Here is a 20,519-nt window from a genome sequence, read left to right as displayed (position 1 = left end):
CTTATTCCCCTGCCTCTAAACGATCTACTTTTTGGAAACCGCGCGGTAGCTTACTGCCGCGTCGGCCGCGCTCACCGCGGTAATAGGCCAAGTCATCGGCTTTAAGCGTCAGCTTGCGCTTACCGGCATGCAGCACCAGTGCATCGCTGGAAGCTAACACTACAATGCCACTTACAAACTCTTCCCGGCGTGCCGCTCTAGGGCCAGGTATATCGAGCATCTTATTGCCTTTGCCCTTGGACATCTCAGGCAATTGAGCCAAGAGGAACAGCAGTAAACGCCCTTCATTTGATACCGAAGCGACCCAAAGCTCATCGCCTTCCGGTACTTCAATAGGTGCCATCACGTTACAGCCCTTGGGCAGGCTCAATACCGCTTTACCGGCTTTATTTTTGCCGGTGAGCGTGTCGAGCCTAGCGACAAAACCGTAGCCGCCGTCAGTGGCCAGCACAAAACGCCGCTCGGGTGGTGCAAACATCAGCCCCGCCATTTTCGCCCCAGCCGCCACATTGGCGCGCCCAGTCACCGGCTCACCCTGGCCCCGTGCACTAGGAAGATTATGCGCTGAAAGCGTATAGGCACGCCCGGTATCATCCAACAGTACCAGCGGCTGATTGGTCTTGCCCCGCGCCGCGAGCTGGAAGCTGTCACCGGCTTTATAGGAAAGCCCCTCGGGGTCGATATCGTGCCCTTTGGCCGCCCGAATCCAGCCTTTGTCTGATAGCACTACGGTAATGGGATCAGCGCCCAGCAGCTCTACTTCTGAAAGCGCCCTGGATTCTTCGCGCTCAACCAGCGGTGAGCGGCGCGCATCACCGTGCTCTTTACCGGCGGCGCGAATTTCTTTTTCAATTAGCGTGGTGAGCTTAGCTTCGCTGCCCAGCAAACCCTGCAAGTGCTTGCGCTCTTTTTCCAGCTCATCCTGCTCGCCACGAATTTTCATCTCTTCGAGCTTGGCAAGATGACGCAGGCGCAGCTCTAAAATGGCTTCTGCTTGGCGATCAGAAAGACTAAAGGTGGAAATTAACGAAGCCTTAGGATCATCCTCTTCCCGAATGATGCGGATCACTTCGTCGAGATTCAGGTAGGCAGTCAGCAGGCCTTCCAAGATGTGCAGGCGGTCTTCAACTTTACCTAGTCGATGCTCTAAGCGGCGGCGTACGGTGCTGCGACGAAACTGCAGCCATTCACCCAGCATTTCAGGCAGCGGCATTACCCGTGGCCGGCCGTCTAAGCCGATCACATTCATGTTGACCCGCACGTTCTTTTCTAAATCGGTCGTGGCGAACAGATGCGCCATCAGCGACTCAACGTCAATACGGCTGGAACGCGGCTCAATCACCAAGCGCGTTGGCTCTTCGTGGGTCGATTCATCGCGCAGGTCGGCCACCATAGGCAGCTTTTTAGCCTGCATTTGAGCGGCAATCTGCTCAAGCACCTTGGCGCCGCTAACCTGATACGGCACCGCGGTGATAACGATGTTGGCTTCTTCACGAATATAGCGCGCGCGCAGCTTCACCGAGCCACGGCCTGATTCATAGAGCTTACGCAGGTCCGCAGGCGGGGTGATAATTTCCGCGTCGGTAGGAAAATCGGGCGCGGGCACGAACTCCATTAAATCAGCGGTGGTCGCCTTTGGGTTACGCAGCAGATGACAGGTCGCCTCGACAATTTCAGCTACGTTATGCGGCGGAATATCGGTGGCCATACCCACCGCGATGCCCGTACCGCCGTTTAGCAATACGTGCGGCAACTTGGCGGGCAGTACCAGCGGTTCCTGCATGGTGCCATCAAAGTTGGGCGCCCAATCAACGGTGCCTTGGCCTAGCTCACCTAACAGCACTTCGGCAAACTTGGAAAGCTTCGCTTCGGTGTAACGCATGGCGGCAAACGACTTAGGGTCATCGGGGCTGCCCCAGTTGCCCTGACCATCCACCAGCGGATAGCGATAGCTAAACGACTGCGCCATCAGCACCATGGCTTCATAGCAAGCGCTGTCGCCATGGGGGTGAAACTTACCCAGCACGTCGCCGACGGTACGCGCCGACTTTTTATACTTGGCACTTGCGTGCAGCGCCAGCTCGCGCATAGCGTAAATAATGCGCCGCTGCACGGGCTTCATGCCGTCGCCAACATTGGGCAGCGCACGGTCGAGAATCACGTACATCGAATAATCGAGGTAGGCTTTTTCGGTATAGTCGCGCAGGGACAAGCGTTCGACGTCGCCCTCTGCTACTTGAATATCCATGGTCATCGGGTGTTATACCTCAATGTCTGCGAGGTTGCCGTAATCTTCCAGCCACTTTTTGCGGTCACCGGCACGCTTTTTGGCCAGCAGCATATCCATAATTTCCATGGTGCCGTCGCCTTCGGTCAACGTGAGCTGAACCAGTCGACGGGTTTCCACCGCCATCGTCGTTTCACGAAGCTGTAGCGGGTTCATTTCACCCAGGCCTTTAAAACGCTGCACGTTAGGCGTACCGCGCTTGTTGGCCAGCTGCTTGAGAATCGCGGCTTTTTCGCTTTCATCTAGGGCGTAATGCACTTCTTTACCTAGATCAATGCGGTAAAGCGGCGGCATCGCGACATAGACATGCCCAGCGTCTACCAGGCTTGGGAAGTGGCGCACAAAAAGCGCGCACAGCAGCGTGGCAATGTGCAGGCCGTCGGAGTCGGCATCGGCGAGAATACAAATTTTGTGATAACGAAGCTTATCAAGGCCGTCGCTGCCTGGGTCGGCGCCAATGGCGACCGCAATATCATGAACTTCCTGAGAGCTGTAGATATCGTGGGTCTCGACTTCCCAGGTGTTTAATATTTTACCGCGCAGCGGCAGGATCGCCTGGGTTTCACGGTTACGTGCCTGTTTGGCACTGCCGCCAGCGGAGTCCCCTTCCACTAAAAACAGCTCGCTTTGCGCGGGGTCTTGGCCGGAACAGTCGGCCAGTTTACCGGGCAAAGCCGGGCCAGACGTGACCTTTTTACGCAGTACTTTTTTGGCTTTCTTCTGCCGATTTTGCGCCGCGCTAATCACCATTTCAGCAATCGCTTCGGCTTGATCGACGTGGTGGTTTAGCCACAGTGAGAAAGCGTCTTTGACCACGCCCGATACAAAGCCTGCAATGGTTCGCGAAGACAGCCGCTCTTTGGTTTGTCCGGCAAACTGCGGATCGAGCATTTTCACCGAGAGTACAAACGAGGTGCGCTCCCACAAATCATCAGCGGTGATTTTGATACCACGGGGCAGCAGGCTGCGGTATTCGCAAAACTCACGAAGCGCGTCCAGCAGGCCGGAACGAAACCCGTTCACATGAGTGCCGCCTTGGGGCGTGGGTATCAAATTGACGTAGCTTTCCAACAGCGCCTCCCCGCCTTCGGGTAGCCACTGAATCGCCCAGTCAACGCCGTGCTCGTCGTCATTGAAGTGGCCAACAAAAGGCTCACGGGGCAGCACTTCATAGCCGTCCGTTGCTTCTACCAAATAATCACGCAGGCCGTCGGCAAACTCCCACTCGGAGGACGTGCCATCGGGCTCTACCAGCGTGACTTTTAACCCTGGGCAAAGCACGGCTTTGGCACGCAGCAAATGTTTCAGCCGCGTTAGCGCTAATTTAGGGCTATCGAAATAGCTTTCATCTGGCCAGAAACGCACTAGGGTGCCACTCGCACGCTTTGGCGCTTTGCCAATTTCATGCAGCTCTTCGACCTTCTCACCAAACTCAAAAGCCATGGCGTGGCGTGCGCCATTACGGGTAACCTCCACGTCTAACCGTCGCGACAGCGCATTAACCACTGACACCCCAACGCCGTGCAGGCCGCCCGAGAAGCGATAGCTTGTGGAAGAAAACTTTCCCCCTGAGTGAAGCTTGGTAAATATCAGTTCAACGCCCGACACGCCGTGTTCGGGATGCAGGTCGATGGGCATACCCCGGCCGTTATCCTGCACTTCAATCCCGCCATCACTATGCAGCACAACGTTGATGACTGAGGCGTGACCTGCCAGCGCTTCGTCGACGCTATTATCAATGACTTCCTGAACAAGATGGTTGGGTCGTGAGGTGTCAGTATACATACCGGGACGCTTACGTACCGGTTCGAGCCCGGACAGGACTTCGATGGAACTCGCACCGTACTGAGAGGCATCAAACTGGGTCATGTAACGTCGATTCCTGAAAAAAGTGCTGGCAGCTAGCAAAGGAACACAGGATAGCTGAAAAGCAAAAAGCTGTATATCTAGCCATGCTTATTGGCAAAGTGTCAGAGTCGCCCTGCCGCGCTTTGGCAGGGCTGCTGACTACTCCTTCTCAGCGGCCCAAAACGCCTCGATCAGGCCGCGGCTAGAGGCATCCATAAGTGAAATATCACCTTGATGATCAATAATTTTTTGCGTATCCGTGGCAATTTTCTTACCTAATTCTACGCCCCACTGGTCAAACGGATTGATATCCCAAATCACCGCTTGGACAAATACTTTGTGCTCGTAGAGCGCGATGAGCGCCCCCAGTGTGGACGGCGTCAGCTGGTCAAGCAGCACCGTGGTCGAAGGCTGGTTGCCACGATAGCGTTTGTGCTCCGGGCGCGGCCCATCGTCTTCTAAGGCGTCGTCACCGAGCATCAGCACACGCGACTGAGCAAAGCAGTTGGCCAGCGATAAGCGGTGCTGGGTTTTAAGATCACGGCGGGTATCCGGATCTTCGACTTCATCGTAGCGTTTAAGCGGCGCAATAAAGTCGCAAACGACAGGCTGAGTGCCCTGATGCAGCAATTGATAAAACGCATGCTGAGCATTAGGACCCAGCTGACCCCAAAGCACCGGGCAGGTGGAATAGTTAACCGGCTGGCCTTGGCGGGTGACCGACTTACCGTTGGATTCCATTTCTAACTGTTCGAGATAGGCCGCGAAATATTCCAGCCGCCCGTCATAGGGCAGAATTGAGTGCGCACGAATGTCCAGGAAGTTGACGTTCCAGATACCGGCCAGCCCAAGCAGTATGGGCAAGTTATCTTCCATGGGCGCTTCGGCAAAATGCCGATCCATGGAATGGGCGCCGGCTAGGAGTTCGCGAAAGTTCTCCATCCCCACCACGAGCGCAATCGGCAGCCCAATGGTGCCCCACAGTGAATAGCGGCCACCGACCCATTCCCAGAAGGTTAACTGATGGTCTGGCGTAATACCCCACTCGGTCATTTTGTCCGGGCTCGCCGAAACGCCAATAAAGTGCTGGCGCACAACCATCTCAGCGCTAATAGGCGCCGAGCCATGCTGCGTTAACCGGCCTAAGAGCCACTCACGGGCAGTGTTGGCGTTAGACAGCGTATCGATCGTTGTGAACGATTTAGATGACAAAACAAAAATGGTCGTTTCAGGATTTAAACGGCTTAAGCAGTCGGCCAGCTGCGAGCCATCCATCGTGGAAGCAAAGTGCACTTCTACAGGATGAATACCCTTGGGGCGAAAATCGGCCAGGGCGTGAGTCACCATCAAAGGGCCTAGGTCAGAGCCACCCACACCTAAATTGACGACATCGCGAATTGGCTTACCGGTCGCGCCACGCCACTGCCCGGCGTGTAAACGGCTGACCAGGCTTTCCATTTGGGCAAGGCTTTCCTGCACCGCGGCAACGATATCGTCCCCTTCAACGTCCAGCGTTGCATCGGCGGGCAGGCGCAACGCCGTATGCAAAGCGGGCCGATTTTCACTGACGTTCACACGCTTGCCGCTAAGTAATGCCTCAATCGCTGACGGGACGCCCGCTTCAGTGGCCAGTGCAAAGAGGTGCTCTAGGGTATCGTCATCCCAGCGCTGCTTGGAAAGATCCAGCGTTAAGCCCGCCACTTGGCGAGTAAAGCTTTCCCAACGCGAAGGCTCGGTGCCAAACAGCGTTTTCAAGTGAACGTTCTGCAGCGCTTGCGCATGATGCTTCAACGTCTGCCAAGCGGGTAACATATCGGGGGTAGCGCTTGATGCTGAGGCCATTTCACATCTCCAGTGGCGTCGATCCGTGCAGCAGGGTCTGTTATAGACATATCAGGGCGGGTAAACTATGACGCCCCATCCATGATCCCGGCTTGCCCATGAGTGATGCATCTTACCGTGACGCTATCTTTTCGACACCCCTTGACCGAGTAGCGCGGTTCTCATTCGACGAAAAGGTGGTCGCGTGCTTCCCTGACATGATTCGTCGATCGGTGCCTGGCTATGGGCAAATTCTGGGCATGCTGAGCCTGATTGCCCAGCGTCACTTGCGCCATGGCGCCCACGTTTATGATTTAGGCTGCTCGCTTGGTGCCTCAGGGCTTGCCCTGGCAGGCACGCTGCCACCAGACGCTTTTCGCTATACCGGGGTCGATCTTTCACCCGCCATGGTAAGCCAGGCGCGCCAAACCTTCCTTGCAGAGTGTTCTGATCACGCCATGCAGGTGGAAGAGGCCGATATTCGCACGCTTGAGTATGCGCCATCTGGGTTGATCATTCTCAACTTTACGCTGCAGTTTCTTCCCGCCGCTGATCGCGATGCCCTGTTGGCGAAACTGTATGCCGCGCTGGAGCCCGGCGGCGTGCTGATCCTCTCAGAAAAAACCGTGGACGCTGACGAACGCGACAATGCCTGGCGCGTTGAACGCTACCACGACTTTAAGCGCGCCAACGGTTACAGCGACTTAGAGATAAGCCAGAAGCGCACCGCGCTTGAGAACGTGCTGGTACCCGACACGCTAGATGCGCTTCATGGGCGTTTAGCAAAAGCAGGATTTCCCCGCTCAATGACGTGGTTTCAGTACCTGAATTTTGCCTCGCTGATTGCGTTTAAGGAGGGTTAAAGGTGGCGCCGTTATCCGACGATCATCGCGCGATTTATCAGGCTTTTTTAGATCAAGCAACGCTTGATGCCTCGCTAACACCCTGGCTAGCGAAGCTTCCTGAACAACTGGCCCATGGGCTTGACCGCAACCGCCACGGCGACCTTTCCGCCTGGGAAAAAGCCGTGGCCAAGCTTCCGCCTCTAACAGCTGAGCGCCGCGTAGATTTAAACAGCGATACCGTCAGCGTTGATATGGCGCTCAATGATAGCCAACAGCGCCAATGCTTTAATCTGCTCAAAAAGCTCGCGCCCTGGCGCAAAGGCCCTTTTCAGCTGGGCGGCATTCATATTGATACCGAGTGGCGCTCAGACTGGAAGTGGCAAAGAGTCTTACCGCATTTGGCGCCGCTAAAGTATCGTAAAGTGCTTGATGTCGGGGGTGGCAGTGGTTATCACGCATGGCGAATGGCCGGCGCCGGCGCAGCGTTCGTACTAGTGATCGATCCATCACCGCGTTTTTATTGGCAGTTTCAGGCGGTTCGCCACTTTGTGGGCGATGCCGACGGCGGGAGAACGCAGTTTTTACCCGTCGGCATAGAAGATGTGCCGGAGAACCTTGGCTTTTTCGATACGGTATTTTCCATGGGCGTGCTCTACCATCGCCCTGCCCCTCTGGAACATCTACAGCAGCTAAAAGCGGCGTTGGCGCCTGGCGGCGAGCTGGTCTTAGAAACGTTAGTCGTTGAAGGCGATGCGCAGACGGTGTTTGTTCCCGGCGAGCGTTACGCCGCGATGCCCAACGTCTATTTTCTGCCTTCATCAAAAGCGCTTTGCCACTGGCTGGAGCGCTGCGGCTTCACCAACGTGCGAGTGGTCGATGAAGCCGTCACCACGCTCGAAGAGCAGCGCTCAACCGAATGGATGACCTATCAGTCGCTGGCTGATTTTCTTGACCCTGACGACCGCACCCGAACCATAGAAGGCTACCCTGCACCGCGTCGGGCAGTAATTTTGGCCAATAAGCCTTTCTAGGCATACTATTGTCGATAAGCCATTTTCAATGAATCGCGCTATTAGACAGGGCTGGATGATGGCACGTTTTTTAATCGTCTGTTCTATGTAGTTCATGACCACATTTTCACCGATGATAGGGCTCATTATTGCACTCAAACGTGGTCCCCAAACATAGCAAGAGCAAATTACTCGACAATTTATTCAACTCATCGTACTTCATATTAAGGTGAGCTATTCAGCACATTTTTTAGTGCACTTACCTCAACCCCCTCGTCATCATGAAAATAATTACAAACCAACTCAATATACTGTTTAGCAAAATAGGATAGCGAGATATTCTTATTATAGATTAGCGATGCCTGAACGCTAATATCAAACGCTGTGGGCAAGGACACCAACCCCTTGTAATATCCCTCTGAAATGAGTGAATCATCAAGAATACCTATACCAACACCATTACTGATCAACTCATAGGCTTGTATCGTACCTGCTTCAATTTGTGGTGTTAAAGTAATCCCTTGCGCTTGAAATGTACGCTCTACTGCTTGGCGCAAATAAGTACCACTCCGGTTAAGTATTAGCTTTTCAGTAAGGATATCATCAATATCTAACATTAATTTTGACGCCAAGGGGCTGTCTTCACGTACGATGCAACGATACTGTATTTTTTTCAGCGGCAACGCTTCAAGCACTTCACTCGCTTTAGTGCCATAAATAAATCCAACATCAAATGAGCCTACTTCCACATTACCAATAACTTGGGAAGACTGCCCAGCGTGAATTGATATACGAGCACGGGGGTGCAATTCAGTGAATATTTTAATCGTTGGTGCAACAAAACGCTTGGACATTGAGTGAATCGACTGAACCGCTAAAAAGGCATCGCCACCCTGGACGATGTTATCAATTTTGGCCTGCATGTGTGCAAAGTGATCAAATATTCTCTCTACCTCTGGCAGCAACTGAACAGCTTCTGGCGTCGGAGATAGACCGAAATTTAACCTGTTAAAAAGCGGTACGCCGATAATGTCTTCCAAGCGTTTAATAATCCCGCTGGCTGTTGGCTGAGATACATTTAATTCAATGGCTGTTTTACTGACAGACCCCGTATGCATCACTGAACGAAATACTTCAAGACTGCGAATACTGGCTTTCATATTTCCTCCTTCTCTTTCGGCCTACCCTCATTAGAGCCGACCGCACCATACCCACAGCATCCTCACTTAAACCTTAAGACCTCTCGGACTACTTCCATGGAGAGTTTTCCCAAAGCTCTGTGACTATTTTATCCTGAGCTTCAGCTAACGTTGTCCATTCCACTGCATCGAAATAAATCGCAGGCACCGCCTCACGTCCCATATCCTGAATAAACTGAGGATCATTAAACATCTCTGTAAATGCAGAAAGATACTGTTCTACAATCTCCTGCGGTGTTCCGGCAGGCAACACATAGCCTCGAGTAGAAGCCATCTCAATATCATAACCTTGCTCTATAAAAGTTGGCACTTCTTCTACATATTGAGAACGAGATTGATCCATCACACCAAGGAAACTGAGCGCCTCCTGGTAATTATAAGCCGCGCTGACATTCACGACGGCCAAGTTAACATGCCCCCCCATTACGGCTGTTCGAGCTGGGCCATCCCCACCCAACGGAACATAGGTGAAGCTACACCCTAGTTTATCTTCAATTTGCCGGGCGGCAAAATGGTCTTCACCACCGAACCCAGCAACACCCAATGTCAGACGCTCTTCACTAGCACATGCTTCTGCTAGCTCATCAAGGGTCTCTATACCGCTTCCTTTCAATGCGACTAACGTATTCGGGTCTGATGCTACACCTGCCAGAAAATCAAAACTATCCAGTCCATATGAAACAGAGCGATCTTTCATCCTACCGTTAGATGCAGGCACATTAAATGCACCGATGGTATAGCCATCAGGCTCGGCTCGAGAAACTTGAGTTAATGCAATGACTCCGCCAGCACCTTGAACGTTTCTCACCACAACACTGACATTCCCATCTAGGTATTTCTCAAGATACTGAGAAACCACGCGTGCGGTTATGTCAGACCCTCCTCCTGGACCATATCCAACAACAATCGTAATATTTTTTTGAGGAAAATCAGCCTGGGCTGCCACTGGCGCTAACAATGCAAACATCGTTGCTAATAAAGTTTTATTGTAATTCATTTCAAGCCCTCACCTAGGTTGGTATTTTTTGCCGATCATTGCCGAAACCTTATCTTTCAGCAGAGTTAAAGCTATTAGCCCGACGACTAATACTATCAAAACTACAGATGTTATAGACCCCCACAAGACACTAATATCATTACCACTCATAAGCATAGATAGCCGAAAGTTATACTCCATAAAGCCACCTAAAATAACACCAAGGACTACTGGAGCCATAGGGAATTTCAATTTATCAAGAATATATCCAATAACGCCAAAACCAAGCATTAAATAAACATCGAACATAGATTCATGAATAGAATAAGCCCCCACAACCATCAATGATAAAATGGTGCTTGCGAGCAATTGCTTAGGCAAGTAAAGAACTTTCGAAAAAATTCTCGTTGCTACCGATCCACCAAGAAAAATCAACATTACTGAGGCAATTAAGAACTGCCACATAAAGCCAAAAACAGCATCTGGATGCTCTCGGAACAAATTGGGACCCGGCTGAAGACCGTGAATTAAAAAACCACCAAGCATAACGGCGGCTACCGAAGTACCAGGTATACCAAGTGTCAACGCAGGAATCATTGAAGCAGCAGTATCAGCATTGTTGCAAGTTTCTGCAGCAGCCACGCCTTCTGGTTCCCCCTTACCCCAGTCATCCGGATTACGAGCGTTGCGTTTTGCTTCATTATAGCTAATGAAGGTTCCAAATGATCCACCTGCTCCTGGCAAAATACCTACTGCAATACCGATCAATGAAGATCTTATCCAAGTTTTCCAAAATCTTAACATTGAGATAAAAGATGCAACACCTCCAGCACTATAGTTATTTTGGTGTTGTTTATTATTAGATGAAGGATTAGTTAGCGTATCAATTACTGGAGGAAGAGCGTATAGACCGATAAGAAGTACAATGACACTTATACCATCACCAAGATATATAGAACCAAATGTAAAACGCTCACTTGCACTTACGGGATCAATGCCAACAGTAGCCACAAAAATGCCTATGCCTGCACTAATGAGGCCTTTTATTGCATTTCCCTTAATTAACAACGCAATACTCAAAATACCAAAAACTGAAACCCAGAATATCTCAATAGGCCCAAACATGAGTGTTGCACTGCCTAGTGGAGGTGCTAAAAGCATTAACGCTAAGCCACTGGCAATACCACCAATAGCGGAAGAAACTAATGCAACCCGTAAAGCTTCATTTGCGCGCCCCTGCTGCGCCATCGGGTAGCCATCAAATGTCGTCGCTACTGCAGAAGGCGTCCCAGGAATATTAAGCAGAATAGCCGGAATAGCTCCACCATACATTGATCCATTATAAATCCCTGCCATCATACCTAAAGCAACTTGGGGACTTAACCCAAAAGTAAAAGGCAGTAATACAGAAATACCTAGTGTAGCGCTAAGGCCAGGAAGAGCCCCAAGAAATATACCGGCGACAACACCCACTGCAATTGCCAATAGACTACTTAAGTCCAAAATACCTGGCAATGCGTCCCATAATGCATGAAACATATGTCAACCTCAGATCAATAGGCCGTGGGGCAAACTTCTTCCCATAGCAATTTCAAATAGAAGATAAAGCATTATTGTAAATACAGATGAACAAATGATGCTTCGCGACCAGCATTGATAACCAAACACCTTGCTCACAATAGGAATCATTATAAAGGTAGAGAAGAAAAAACCTATAAAATGAACAGCTAATACATATATAGCTGTAAATAAAATCCCTAGCAAAACCTTACCAATAGGAACTGATAAGTCTTTAACGGCACTATCTGATGCCTTAAAAAGGCCCTCTTGGAAAAAAAGAATGATACTAAGGGCAGAGATTGCTACTAAAATAGTGACAGGAAAAAAAGCAGCATCAAAATCCAAACGACTCCCTATCACTACAAAGAACAATGCGACTCCTAGCAACCCTATACATGCACAACCTGTTGGCGTGACTCGCCTTAAAAATATTTTCATTAAAACCCCTCCGTTAGAAATAACACTTTAAATAAAAGGCCAAGGGCAATCGAATGCGTTTTTTGTCAAAAGATATAGCCTCGACCTATACCCGAAAAAAATTAAAAATATAATTAAAAAAAACTTAAAAAACAATAGCTTAAAAAATAATAATTTAAAAAAACAATCTACAACAAAAGTCTATTAGACTAATTATTAACATCTTTTTAATTAATCATATACACGGCTCCACTCACAGCATGCTGCTAAATTTGATTCCTAGCGCATGGTGCTATCTTTAGGAACTACAAAAGCCAATCATATAACGCATAAAAAAATTAATTAAAACAAACAATATAAAACCCATCGCTTTTTAGAATAACTTACCGCTTTTGAACTTTTTGTGTTGCCGCTACTGCTACTGGAGTTTTCGTTTCTTTCTACACTATTGATTTCTTTACAATCTACCCAGAGGACGATAGAGAGTATATGCATACAGCTAGAGTATAATCATTAGCTTAGCGAAAAGACAATGAGCTGACTTTATTTAACGATCGTTTCAAGTATCTAGCGAGGAGAGCTTTACAAGTTCAGAAGCATCCGAAAAATTCTCTATATTCATGACCGCGTTGGAGAGTTTCTTTACAGCACTAGCCTTCAATACCAAAGAAGCACAGCTTTCAAATTTTTCTAGGATTAACTCTAATGGAGCAGGCTCGTCAATATGTCGACCTAGCGGTTGTTCCATTCGTTTTTCGAGCCAAATACCGTCCTTCATTTGTATACGAAAATCCGTTAGATAGTTTCCAACCGAAGATTGTTCAGGGGTGGGATGTGGAAACACTTGAATTTTTGACATTAAAGCCTGCACCTTAGAGTTTTCGTATGCCAAAGGCGAAAAGCTATTAAAATCAATCTTTTTATCAATTAACATGCATGCAATGCAGTACTGAACACTAAACTTTGCATCTGTTGCGCTACGAAGATTAGGACGATTGATATGGGTTAACCTAAGAGGATGGATCATTACCTCAATTCGCTCAATATCAACCTCATTGAACTGATGCTCAGCGTGTAAAAGCCTTACGGCATCGATACTAGTATGGGTACTATCACAACATGGATAAAGCTTGATGCCAATACCAGGGGATACTATGTCTAGAGGAGCTGCCCACTCTTCAAGCGCACGATAAAAGTTATAGTTACCTTTACCATTAAACACATTAAAGAACCCCTGTTCGTGTTCGAATGCATCTGCGCTAGCGGTCCATCCTTGGCGTGCCATTAATGTAGCCATTAGCCCATGACGCGCGGCATGGCCCACATGAAAGGGCTTTGTCATAGTGCCAAAATTAGCTTTCAACCCACTGGCTAGGCTTGCACTAAATGCGAGCGAAGTTGCTACTTGCTCCTCATTCAGTTTCATTAACTTAGCGCAGGCAGCAGCAGCACCAAATACTCCCAGCGTGGCGGTAGGGTGCCATCCTAGTTGATAGTGATGAAAGTTAACCGCACGCGCCAAACGAGTCTCTGTTTCAAATCCCGTTATAAATGCTAACAGCAGCTCTCTTCCAGAATATGGTGCAAGTTCGCAGCAAGCCATTAATGCAGAAAGTACAGGGGCGGAAGGATGCCCCCCCATGGCTGTATTTACATCGTCAAAATCCAAAGCATGCGCCGCCGTGCCATTAACCAGCGCCGCATTGAGTACATCTAATCGTTCAGTTCGGCCAATTAACCTAACGTTTCCTTTCGTAGCAATACCAGGAGTGGTAACTAACATTTCGACGGCTGGCTCATTCGCACCAGCTAAAGCGCAGCCTAATGTATCCAATATAACCGTCTTCGCATTATCCAGAGCACTTAATGTAAGATCTTCATCACATAAAGATATAATTAATTTTGATAATTCCCTTGAAAACATCATCGCGAACTTCCTCTAAAGATAGAGAAGAGAGCATTCAAAAACTCTGAATATAATTTAATAAATAAAAATTTATTAGCCAAAGAGATTATGCAAAAGACAAAAGCTCTCTCATAAACTTTAGATCATTTAACAAACAAACAGTATTAATCGGCAGGCATGCGTCCATCGTCCAATCCTATTGACATAGTTAAGCACATAATAAGTACTACAAAATGTCATAGAAGAGCGCGGCTCAACAAATTGGTTTTTTTAAGGGGGGTATAAATTATTTGAATACCGATCTAATTAATGCAGCAGTATCCCTAAAATAGCTATTGATAGGCGCTTTACCACACTCAGTAGCTTTAGCGACATGCAAAAAAACGTTGCGTACCTGCTAGATAATGCAGCACTGACCATCAGTGTTGGTATTGAAGATGTACCCAAGAATCTGGGCTTTTTCGACACGGCATTCTCTATGGGCGCGCTCTATCACCGCCCCGCACCGCTTGAACATCTTCAGCAGCTCAAATAGGCTTTGGCGCCTGGCACCGCGTCGAGCGCTCATTTTGGCTAATAAGCCCTTTTAGACACGCTATTTTCAATAAAATATTGTCAGGTAACACGGCTAGGCTCAGCGCCGTAAAATCACCAGCCAGCGGCCTAGGTTTATGACGCTGGCGAGTGATGCCGCCACATAGGTAAAAGCACAGGCAGTAAGTACGTGCCGCGCGCCGGCCATGTCATAAGGCGGCACGTATTCTTTCAGCAGCGGCAGCGCCCGATTAAAGCTTGCGTCAAACTCCACCGGCAGCGTCACTAGATGCACCACCGCGGCGGTGCCAAAACTGATAACCGCCACCGCCACAACGATGGCAAGCCCGCCCGGCAGCCGCGTTAATAGGAATAGAAAAGGCGCGGCCATCATTAAAATAGCGCCAAGCTTTTCAGCCTTTTGAGCGACCCCCACTAAACGGCTGCGCGCAAGCAGCGGCGAATAGCCTTGATGATGCTGAATGGCATGCCCAACCTCATGGGCAGCCACCGTCACCGCCGTGAGCGATCGGCCATCATAATGATCTGATGAAAGGCGAACGCAGCGCGTTTCTGGGTCGTAATGATCCCCGTATTCAGTGCGCTCTACGTTGACGCCCTCCACGCCTAGGCGGCGAAGCAAGTGTTCAGCAAGCTCAGCGCCCGTTCCCGGATAGTCATCGCGTCCACGCGTATGGCGTTTGAGCACCCATTTAGCCCATACATTGGGGAGCACAAAAATAGCCAGCGCCAGCACGATTAACACAACGACCATGGCAATTCACCGCAGATGAAGGGGCTGTCTCTAGGCCCGTGAACAGGCCGATTGTTTTACCATGATCATGGCATAAGTGCAGTTGACGATTTCTCACCGCCCCAGGCTGTTTAGCTAGGGTCAGGATCATTGCGATGCTCTTCAACATCGCGCTTCACCGCCGCTAAGCCATGGGCAGAGATATCGCCCTGGGAGTGGGCGTGCTCAGCGATCAGCACGCTGTCGGCAGCGAGCACCAAATCACAATCGGTACCGGCCAGCTCATCACGCAGCCTTTGAATCGCCTCTTCCCGCTTAGGATCTTTATCTACGCGGCGAATATAAATGGCTTTAATGCGGTGCGGGTAAGCCTTGACGATCTCGATATAAACTTCTGGGTCGTGCTGGCCGCTGTCGCCAATCAAAATACACGGCATATCGTGGTAGAGCGTCAGCATACGGTCGATGAGATCCCGCTTATGCTCTTCGGCACGGCGCGGCCAAGGGCGGCGCCAGGAGATCCCCCACTCGCGTAAAAACAAAATGGGCCCAACCGGGATACGGTTAATTTGGAAAAACGTCTCGAGCATTTCATAAATTGCCCAGGGCCCACGCGAGACATACAAAATGGGCCGTTCGGCGCGCTCACTAACGCCACGATGTAACGCTTGATAAAGCGCTGCTACGCCGGGAAAGGCAGTACGGCGATGAGGTTTTTTAACGAATAAGCGATAGAGCATTTTAAGCTTTTCGGCCACGCCGGTGAACATGACCGTATCATCAATATCGCTGATCACCAGTAAATCTGCCTCTGGCGGCGGCACGTACACTTCGACCTGAGCGCGCACCGGGTTCTCGCCCGGGCAATGCACCAAAATGTCGGCACGGTGCCAAGACACATCAATGGGCAGGGCGTGGCTAATCGGCAAATGCACGTCAAAATAGCCATCGCGATCCGTGCCAACGCAGAGCTGGTTTTCGCCAATATGAATTTCGACCTGGGCGTTAGCCAGGCCGCGACGAAAAATTCGGCGTGCAACGTCGGCAGTATCACGCAGCATTCCATGCCGTGGGATAGCGCGGCCTAAGGCAGCCTGACGAAAGACTCGCCCCATGACAAACACTTCACTCTGTGAGCCGTAACCTCGATAGGGATGAACCACCATGCCACCACGGCCACTATCGCCCTTAATAGGCTTGGCAATGATGTGCACTACCCTTTTGACAAAGCTTGCCCACCGGCGCATTAGGCCCATCAAGCGCACTGGCCAGCGTAAACGAAGCCATTCAGTAATTGATTCATCGTGCAGTCCTTTTCGTGATGACAGGGGGCAACCGCCAATTATCAGTTTGGCGTATATGGTAACAGCGTCAAGCACTCCTGCTAATCGCTTAGCGCTGATGAACCACGATGCACAATTAATGCCCGTCAGGTGTGCAATTATTGGCGGTTCAGTACATCATGCTTAATTACACATAAGAATGATGCCTACGTTCCATGCCGACCAGCCACTATGCTAACCAGTGACAATGCCTTTAGCACTGCCCTCGCTCTTATTTTGAGTATGGACAGCGCGCTCATTTCCATCGTGATGCTGTCCCTGCAGGTATCACTTATGGCGGTAGTGATCGCCAGCTTATTAGCGCTGCCCTTAGGTGCTGCCCTGGCCCTTTGGCGGTTTCCGGGGCGTAATGCCGTTATCGTCATTCTCAATGCATTAATGGGATTGCCACCCGTCGTGGCAGGGCTGTGCGTCTATCTACTGCTTTCACGCGCCGGCCCATTAGGAAGCTGGGGGCTGCTATTTACACCTACTGCCATGGTCATCGCCCAGGTCATATTAGTCCTGCCAATCATCGCCGCACTGACCCGCCAGCAGATTGAAACGCTGCATGGCGAGTATGCCGAGCAGCTGCAGTCATTAGGACTAACGCGCCAACGCATGATTCCAACGCTGCTGTGGGATGCGCGCTTTGGGCTCCTAACGGTCATTCTGGCAGGCTTTGGCCGCGCCAGTGCAGAGGTAGGTGCGGTCATGATTGTAGGTGGCAATATTGATGGCGTGACTCGCGTGATGACCACTAGCATTGTCTTAGAAACCAGCAAGGGCAACCTGCCCATGGCGCTCGGCTTAGGGATTATTTTACTCTCCCTGGTGACGATGATTAACGCTATTGCGCACATGATCGGCGAAGCGGCCAAAAGGAGGTTGGGATGAATGCAAGCCAACCGCCTCCGGTGGCGACACTTGCGTTTGAAGGCGCTGCGTTTACCCACCGCGGCCATACGTTGCTTAAGCCCATCTCGCTTCGCCTATCGGGCTGCCAGCGTACGCTGATCATGGGCCCGAACGGTGCAGGCAAAAGCCTTCTAATGCGCCTAGCACATGGCTTATTGACCCCTACCAGTGGCGCTGTGCATTGGCAAGGTGCGCCTCCTGCGCAGGCTATGGTGTTTCAGCGCCCCGTACTGCTGCGCCGCTCAGCGCTTGATAACCTCACCTATGTGCTAGCCATTAACAAAACGTTGCGGCCAGCGCTTAGTCGCACAGCAGGTCACAGCGTTTCTCGCAAATCTCAGGCGATGCAGGCATTGGACAAGTTTGGTTTAGCGCATTTAGCGCAGCGCCCTGCGCGCGTGCTGTCTGGCGGGGAGCAGCAGCGATTAGCGTTAGCGCGAGCCTGGCTGCTGAACCCACAGGTACTGTTTCTCGATGAGCCGACCTCTGCACTAGACCCTGCTGCCATCAAGGCCGTTGAGGATGCGGTGCTGGAGTTTCATCGCCGTGGCACACGCATCGTGATGTCCACCCATGACCTGCACCAAGCACGTCGCTTAGCCGACGACGTCGTGTTTCTGCATAACGGGCATTTGCTTGAACACACCCCCGCCGAGCAATTTTTTTCCGCGCCTACCTGCAGTGAGGCGAGCGCCTTTATTCGCGGCGAGCTGGTGTGGTAGCGCTGGCTTTGCTTCACACTGGCATTAACATTGATTTACCCTGGCAATGATGAGCAAAGTTCAAGGAGCACTACAATGAATAAGACCACCGCACTGATGACAGCAGGCGCTCTGAGCCTAACCTGGAGCGGCACGCTACTAGCAGACGATGACTACATTACGCTGGCTTCGACGACCTCTACTGAGAATTCGGGTCTATTTGGCGCCATTATTCCCGCCTTTACTGAAAAAACCGGAATAGACGTTCGCGTCGTGGCCGTAGGCACCGGTCAAGCATTCGAAATAGGCCGCCGTGGCGATGCCGATAGCCTGCTGGTTCACGATACGGCGGGTGAAGAGCAGTTTGTGGCTGACGGTTACGCGACTGAGCGCCTTAATGTGATGTACAACGATTTCGTAATCGTTGGCCCGAGCAGTGACCCTGCCGGCATCAGTGAGAGCGAAACGGTTGTTGATGCTCTGCAGTTGATTGCTGAGAATGAATCCCCCTTCGCCTCGCGCGGTGACGACAGCGGCACCAACCGAGCAGAGTTGCGCTTGTGGGAAGATGCCGGCATCACTCCGCAGGGCGAATGGTATCGCGAGCTAGGCAGCGGCATGGGCCCTACACTCAACACGGCAGCGGGCATGGGTGCCTACACTTTCACCGACCGCGCTACCTGGGTGGCGTTTGAAAACCCGCAGGACTTAACGCTACTGTTTGAAGGTGACGAGGCGCTGTTCAATCAGTACGGCAGTCTGCTGCTCTCAGCAGAACGTCACCCGCACTTGAAGCATGACCTGGCCGCTCAGTGGCACGAATGGCTGGTATCTGAAGAAGGTCAGCAAGCGATTGCCGATTTTGAAGTCGATGGACAGCAGCTGTTTTTCCCTAACGCTGAGTAGCCCTCTCGTCTAAACAAAACGGCACGCCTTAAAGGCGTGCCGTTTTGCTATATATTAACCGCCCATGCAGTTTATCGCGCTAACAGCTTACTAATATCGTTAGCTTCCCAATGGGGAAAATGCTTACGCACTAGCGCATTGAGGTCTTGTTCAAAGGCGGCCCAGTCGGTGGTCTTCGCCGCATCGCTCGCTTCACCGGCAACGCCTCTGATCATCCCCGCACCGACGGTAACGTTGGTCAGCCGATCAATGATGATAAAGCTGCCGGTACCAGGGCTGGTACGGTAATCATCAACCGGAATCGCAGCGGTCAATTCAACGTCACAACGAGCGATAGCATTGAGCCCTAGCGAATGCGTGGCATGCTTTTCTAGCGTATTCACATCGATTTGATAATCAATGGTACTGACCTGGCCGGAAAGATCGCGGGTCGCTAACTTGAAATCGTAGAGCTTGCCGGGAGTTAATGCCTCTTCCTGCATCCAGACGATATCGGCTTTAAAGGTATTTGAGAGCGGCAGCTCGCTTTCGGCGGCCACGATCCAGTCGCCGCGTGAAATATCGATCTCATCTTCCAAGGTAACGGTAATTGCCTGGCCTGGATAAGCCGCCGCGAGATCGCCATCAAAGGTCACGATTCTTGCCACCTTGGATATTTTGCCCGAAGGCAGCACTTTAATGGCTTGCCCAGGGAGCAATACGCCCGCCGCTAAGGTGCCGCAATAGCCGCGAAAATCAAGATTTGGACGGTTGACGTACTGAACTGGCAAGCGCAAATCGGTCAGGTTCTGATCGCGGCTAATTTCAACGCTTTCGAGTAGCTCAATGAGCGTTTTTCCCTGGTAGTCGGCGGTAAAATACCAGGGCGTTTGCTCGCTGCGATTGACCACGTTGTCGCCATTCAGCGCGGACATAGGCACAAAGCGAATGTCCGGCGCCTGAAGGTTCGTGGCAAACGCACGGTATTCAGCCACTATTTCGTTAAAACGCTGCTCGGAGAAGCCCACCAAATCCATTTTATTGACCGCAATGACCAGGTGCTGGATACCCAGCAGGTCGGCAATAAAGCTATGGCGACGGGTTTGCGTCTGCACGCCGTAGCGGGCATCGATTAAAATAATCGCCAGGCTCGCCGTTGAGGCTCCGGTGGCCATGTTGCGCGTGTACTGCTCGTGCCCCGGCGTATCGGCGATAATAAACTTGCGTTTATCGGTGGAGAAAAAACGGTACGCCACATCGATCGTAATGCCCTGCTCGCGCTCTGACTGCAAGCCATCCACTAACAGCGCCAGATCGACGGTATCACCGGTAGTACCGCTGGTTTTAGAGGCCTGAGTAATGGCTGCCAGCTGATCTTCAAAGATCATTTTAGAATCGTGAAGCAAACGGCCAATGAGGGTTGATTTACCGTCGTCGACGCTGCCGCAAGTAATAAAGCGCAGCAGGTCTTTATTTTCGTGCTCGTGCAGGTATTGATCGATATTGTCAGCGATTAACGTCGATTGATGTGACATT

Annotated in this window: 16 protein-coding genes and 1 pseudogene; 6 read left to right on the top strand and 11 right to left on the bottom strand. The window is 50.9% G+C overall.

All coding sequences use genetic code 11. The annotated features are described in order from the left end of the window. Position 1: 1 nt before the first annotated feature. The 3 genes from parC to pgi all read right to left on the bottom strand — a co-directional run bounded on the left by parC (position 2) and on the right by pgi (position 5,977). On the bottom strand, positions 2–2,254 hold the full coding sequence (gene parC, locus KUO20_RS05800) for a DNA topoisomerase IV subunit A (protein WP_235041940.1): 2,253 nt from the start codon (positions 2,252–2,254) through the stop codon (positions 2–4). A 6-nt stretch (positions 2,255–2,260) separates the two neighbouring features. Next, positions 2,261–4,156 carry a DNA topoisomerase IV subunit B gene (gene parE, locus KUO20_RS05795; protein WP_235041939.1) on the bottom strand — a complete coding sequence of 632 codons (1,896 nt, stop codon included), beginning with the start codon at positions 4,154–4,156 and terminating at the stop codon, positions 2,261–2,263. A 138-nt stretch (positions 4,157–4,294) separates the two neighbouring features. After that, positions 4,295–5,977: a glucose-6-phosphate isomerase gene (gene pgi / locus KUO20_RS05790; protein WP_235041938.1), complete on the bottom strand. Its 1,683-nt coding sequence runs from the start codon at positions 5,975–5,977 to the stop codon at positions 4,295–4,297. 98 nt (positions 5,978–6,075) lie between these two features. On the opposite strand from pgi, the gene cmoA reads away from it, so the two are divergent. Then, entirely contained in the window at positions 6,076–6,819 is a 744-nt protein-coding gene (gene cmoA, locus KUO20_RS05785; protein ID WP_235041937.1) for a carboxy-S-adenosyl-L-methionine synthase CmoA, read from the top strand. Between the two features lie 2 nt (positions 6,820–6,821). Then, entirely contained in the window at positions 6,822–7,832 is a 1,011-nt protein-coding gene (cmoB, locus tag KUO20_RS05780; protein WP_235041936.1) for a tRNA 5-methoxyuridine(34)/uridine 5-oxyacetic acid(34) synthase CmoB, read from the top strand. Between the two features lie 203 nt (positions 7,833–8,035). Here the strand turns inward: cmoB and KUO20_RS05775 are convergent, their stop codons facing one another. From KUO20_RS05775 to KUO20_RS05755, 5 genes are all read right to left on the bottom strand, one after another. Next, positions 8,036–8,971 carry a LysR family transcriptional regulator gene (locus KUO20_RS05775; RefSeq protein WP_235041935.1) on the bottom strand — a complete coding sequence of 312 codons (936 nt, stop codon included), beginning with the start codon at positions 8,969–8,971 and terminating at the stop codon, positions 8,036–8,038. Between the two features lie 88 nt (positions 8,972–9,059). Then, on the bottom strand, positions 9,060–10,007 hold the full coding sequence (locus KUO20_RS05770; RefSeq protein WP_235041934.1) for a Bug family tripartite tricarboxylate transporter substrate binding protein: 948 nt from the start codon (positions 10,005–10,007) through the stop codon (positions 9,060–9,062). A gap of 9 nt (positions 10,008–10,016) precedes the next feature. Beyond that, complete coding sequence (locus KUO20_RS05765) at positions 10,017–11,525, bottom strand: tripartite tricarboxylate transporter permease (protein WP_235041933.1); 1,509 nt, start codon at positions 11,523–11,525, stop codon at positions 10,017–10,019. Positions 11,526–11,534: 9 nt separating this feature from the next. Next, positions 11,535–11,984, bottom strand: a complete 450-nt coding sequence (locus tag KUO20_RS05760) for a tripartite tricarboxylate transporter TctB family protein (protein ID WP_235041932.1) — start codon at positions 11,982–11,984, stop codon at positions 11,535–11,537. A 538-nt stretch (positions 11,985–12,522) separates the two neighbouring features. Continuing rightward, positions 12,523–13,890 (bottom strand): MmgE/PrpD family protein, encoded by a 1,368-nt coding sequence (locus KUO20_RS05755; protein ID WP_235041931.1) that lies wholly within the window; start codon positions 13,888–13,890, stop codon positions 12,523–12,525. A 352-nt stretch (positions 13,891–14,242) separates the two neighbouring features. Between KUO20_RS05755 and KUO20_RS05750 the strand changes: the two are divergent. Then, positions 14,243–14,401: pseudogene (locus tag KUO20_RS05750) on the top strand (DUF1698 domain-containing protein); the annotation flags it as partial. 102 nt (positions 14,402–14,503) lie between these two features. Here KUO20_RS05750 and KUO20_RS05745 read toward each other — a convergent pair. Further along, on the bottom strand, positions 14,504–15,178 hold the full coding sequence (locus KUO20_RS05745) for a zinc metallopeptidase (RefSeq protein WP_235041930.1): 675 nt from the start codon (positions 15,176–15,178) through the stop codon (positions 14,504–14,506). 110 nt (positions 15,179–15,288) lie between these two features. Beyond that, the gene (locus KUO20_RS05740; RefSeq protein ID WP_422823122.1) at positions 15,289–16,404 is read right to left on the bottom strand and encodes an App1 family protein; all 1,116 of its coding nucleotides are present in this window, start codon (positions 16,402–16,404) and stop codon (positions 15,289–15,291) included. A 267-nt stretch (positions 16,405–16,671) separates the two neighbouring features. On the opposite strand from KUO20_RS05740, the gene KUO20_RS05735 reads away from it, so the two are divergent. The 3 genes from KUO20_RS05735 (at position 16,672) to KUO20_RS05725 (ending at position 19,004) form a co-directional block, all read left to right on the top strand. Continuing rightward, on the top strand, positions 16,672–17,376 hold the full coding sequence (locus tag KUO20_RS05735) for an ABC transporter permease (protein WP_235041928.1): 705 nt from the start codon (positions 16,672–16,674) through the stop codon (positions 17,374–17,376). Beyond that, a complete protein-coding gene (locus tag KUO20_RS05730; RefSeq protein WP_235041927.1) occupies positions 17,373–18,119 on the top strand; it encodes an ATP-binding cassette domain-containing protein in 747 nt (248 codons plus the stop codon). Before KUO20_RS05735 ends, KUO20_RS05730 begins: the two co-directional genes overlap by 4 nt. Positions 18,120–18,194: 75 nt before the next feature. Next, positions 18,195–19,004, top strand: coding sequence for an ABC transporter substrate-binding protein (locus tag KUO20_RS05725; protein WP_235041926.1), 810 nt, complete (start codon positions 18,195–18,197; stop codon positions 19,002–19,004). A gap of 71 nt (positions 19,005–19,075) precedes the next feature. Here the strand turns inward: KUO20_RS05725 and cysN are convergent, their stop codons facing one another. Beyond that, positions 19,076–20,518 carry a sulfate adenylyltransferase subunit CysN gene (cysN, locus tag KUO20_RS05720; RefSeq protein ID WP_235041925.1) on the bottom strand — a complete coding sequence of 481 codons (1,443 nt, stop codon included), beginning with the start codon at positions 20,516–20,518 and terminating at the stop codon, positions 19,076–19,078. Between the last annotated feature and the right edge of the window lies 1 nt (position 20,519).

This window comes from Vreelandella profundi (genome assembly GCF_019722725.1).
Taxonomy (GTDB): Bacteria; Pseudomonadota; Gammaproteobacteria; order Pseudomonadales; family Halomonadaceae; genus Vreelandella; species Vreelandella profundi.
Note: the sequence above shows the minus strand (reverse complement) of the source record. Positions and strands in the feature narration are given on the sequence as shown.

Coding starts and splice junctions, on each gene's coding strand:
- KUO20_RS05770 (WP_235041934.1), bottom strand. CDS start 10,007: ATGAATTACAATAAAACTTTATTAGCAACGATGTTTGCATTGTTAGCG.
- KUO20_RS05760 (WP_235041932.1), bottom strand. CDS start 11,984: ATGAAAATATTTTTAAGGCGAGTCACGCCAACAGGTTGTGCATGTATA.
- KUO20_RS05735 (WP_235041928.1), top strand. CDS start 16,672: ATGCTAACCAGTGACAATGCCTTTAGCACTGCCCTCGCTCTTATTTTG.
- parC (WP_235041940.1), bottom strand. CDS start 2,254: ATGACCATGGATATTCAAGTAGCAGAGGGCGACGTCGAACGCTTGTCC.
- cmoA (WP_235041937.1), top strand. CDS start 6,076: ATGAGTGATGCATCTTACCGTGACGCTATCTTTTCGACACCCCTTGAC.
- KUO20_RS05775 (WP_235041935.1), bottom strand. CDS start 8,971: ATGAAAGCCAGTATTCGCAGTCTTGAAGTATTTCGTTCAGTGATGCAT.
- KUO20_RS05755 (WP_235041931.1), bottom strand. CDS start 13,890: ATGATGTTTTCAAGGGAATTATCAAAATTAATTATATCTTTATGTGAT.
- cysN (WP_235041925.1), bottom strand. CDS start 20,518: ATGTCACATCAATCGACGTTAATCGCTGACAATATCGATCAATACCTG.
- KUO20_RS05765 (WP_235041933.1), bottom strand. CDS start 11,525: ATGTTTCATGCATTATGGGACGCATTGCCAGGTATTTTGGACTTAAGT.
- KUO20_RS05740 (WP_422823122.1), bottom strand. CDS start 16,404: ATGCGCCGGTGGGCAAGCTTTGTCAAAAGGGTAGTGCACATCATTGCC.
- KUO20_RS05745 (WP_235041930.1), bottom strand. CDS start 15,178: ATGGTCGTTGTGTTAATCGTGCTGGCGCTGGCTATTTTTGTGCTCCCC.
- KUO20_RS05725 (WP_235041926.1), top strand. CDS start 18,195: ATGAATAAGACCACCGCACTGATGACAGCAGGCGCTCTGAGCCTAACC.
- KUO20_RS05730 (WP_235041927.1), top strand. CDS start 17,373: ATGAATGCAAGCCAACCGCCTCCGGTGGCGACACTTGCGTTTGAAGGC.
- parE (WP_235041939.1), bottom strand. CDS start 4,156: ATGACCCAGTTTGATGCCTCTCAGTACGGTGCGAGTTCCATCGAAGTC.
- pgi (WP_235041938.1), bottom strand. CDS start 5,977: ATGGCCTCAGCATCAAGCGCTACCCCCGATATGTTACCCGCTTGGCAG.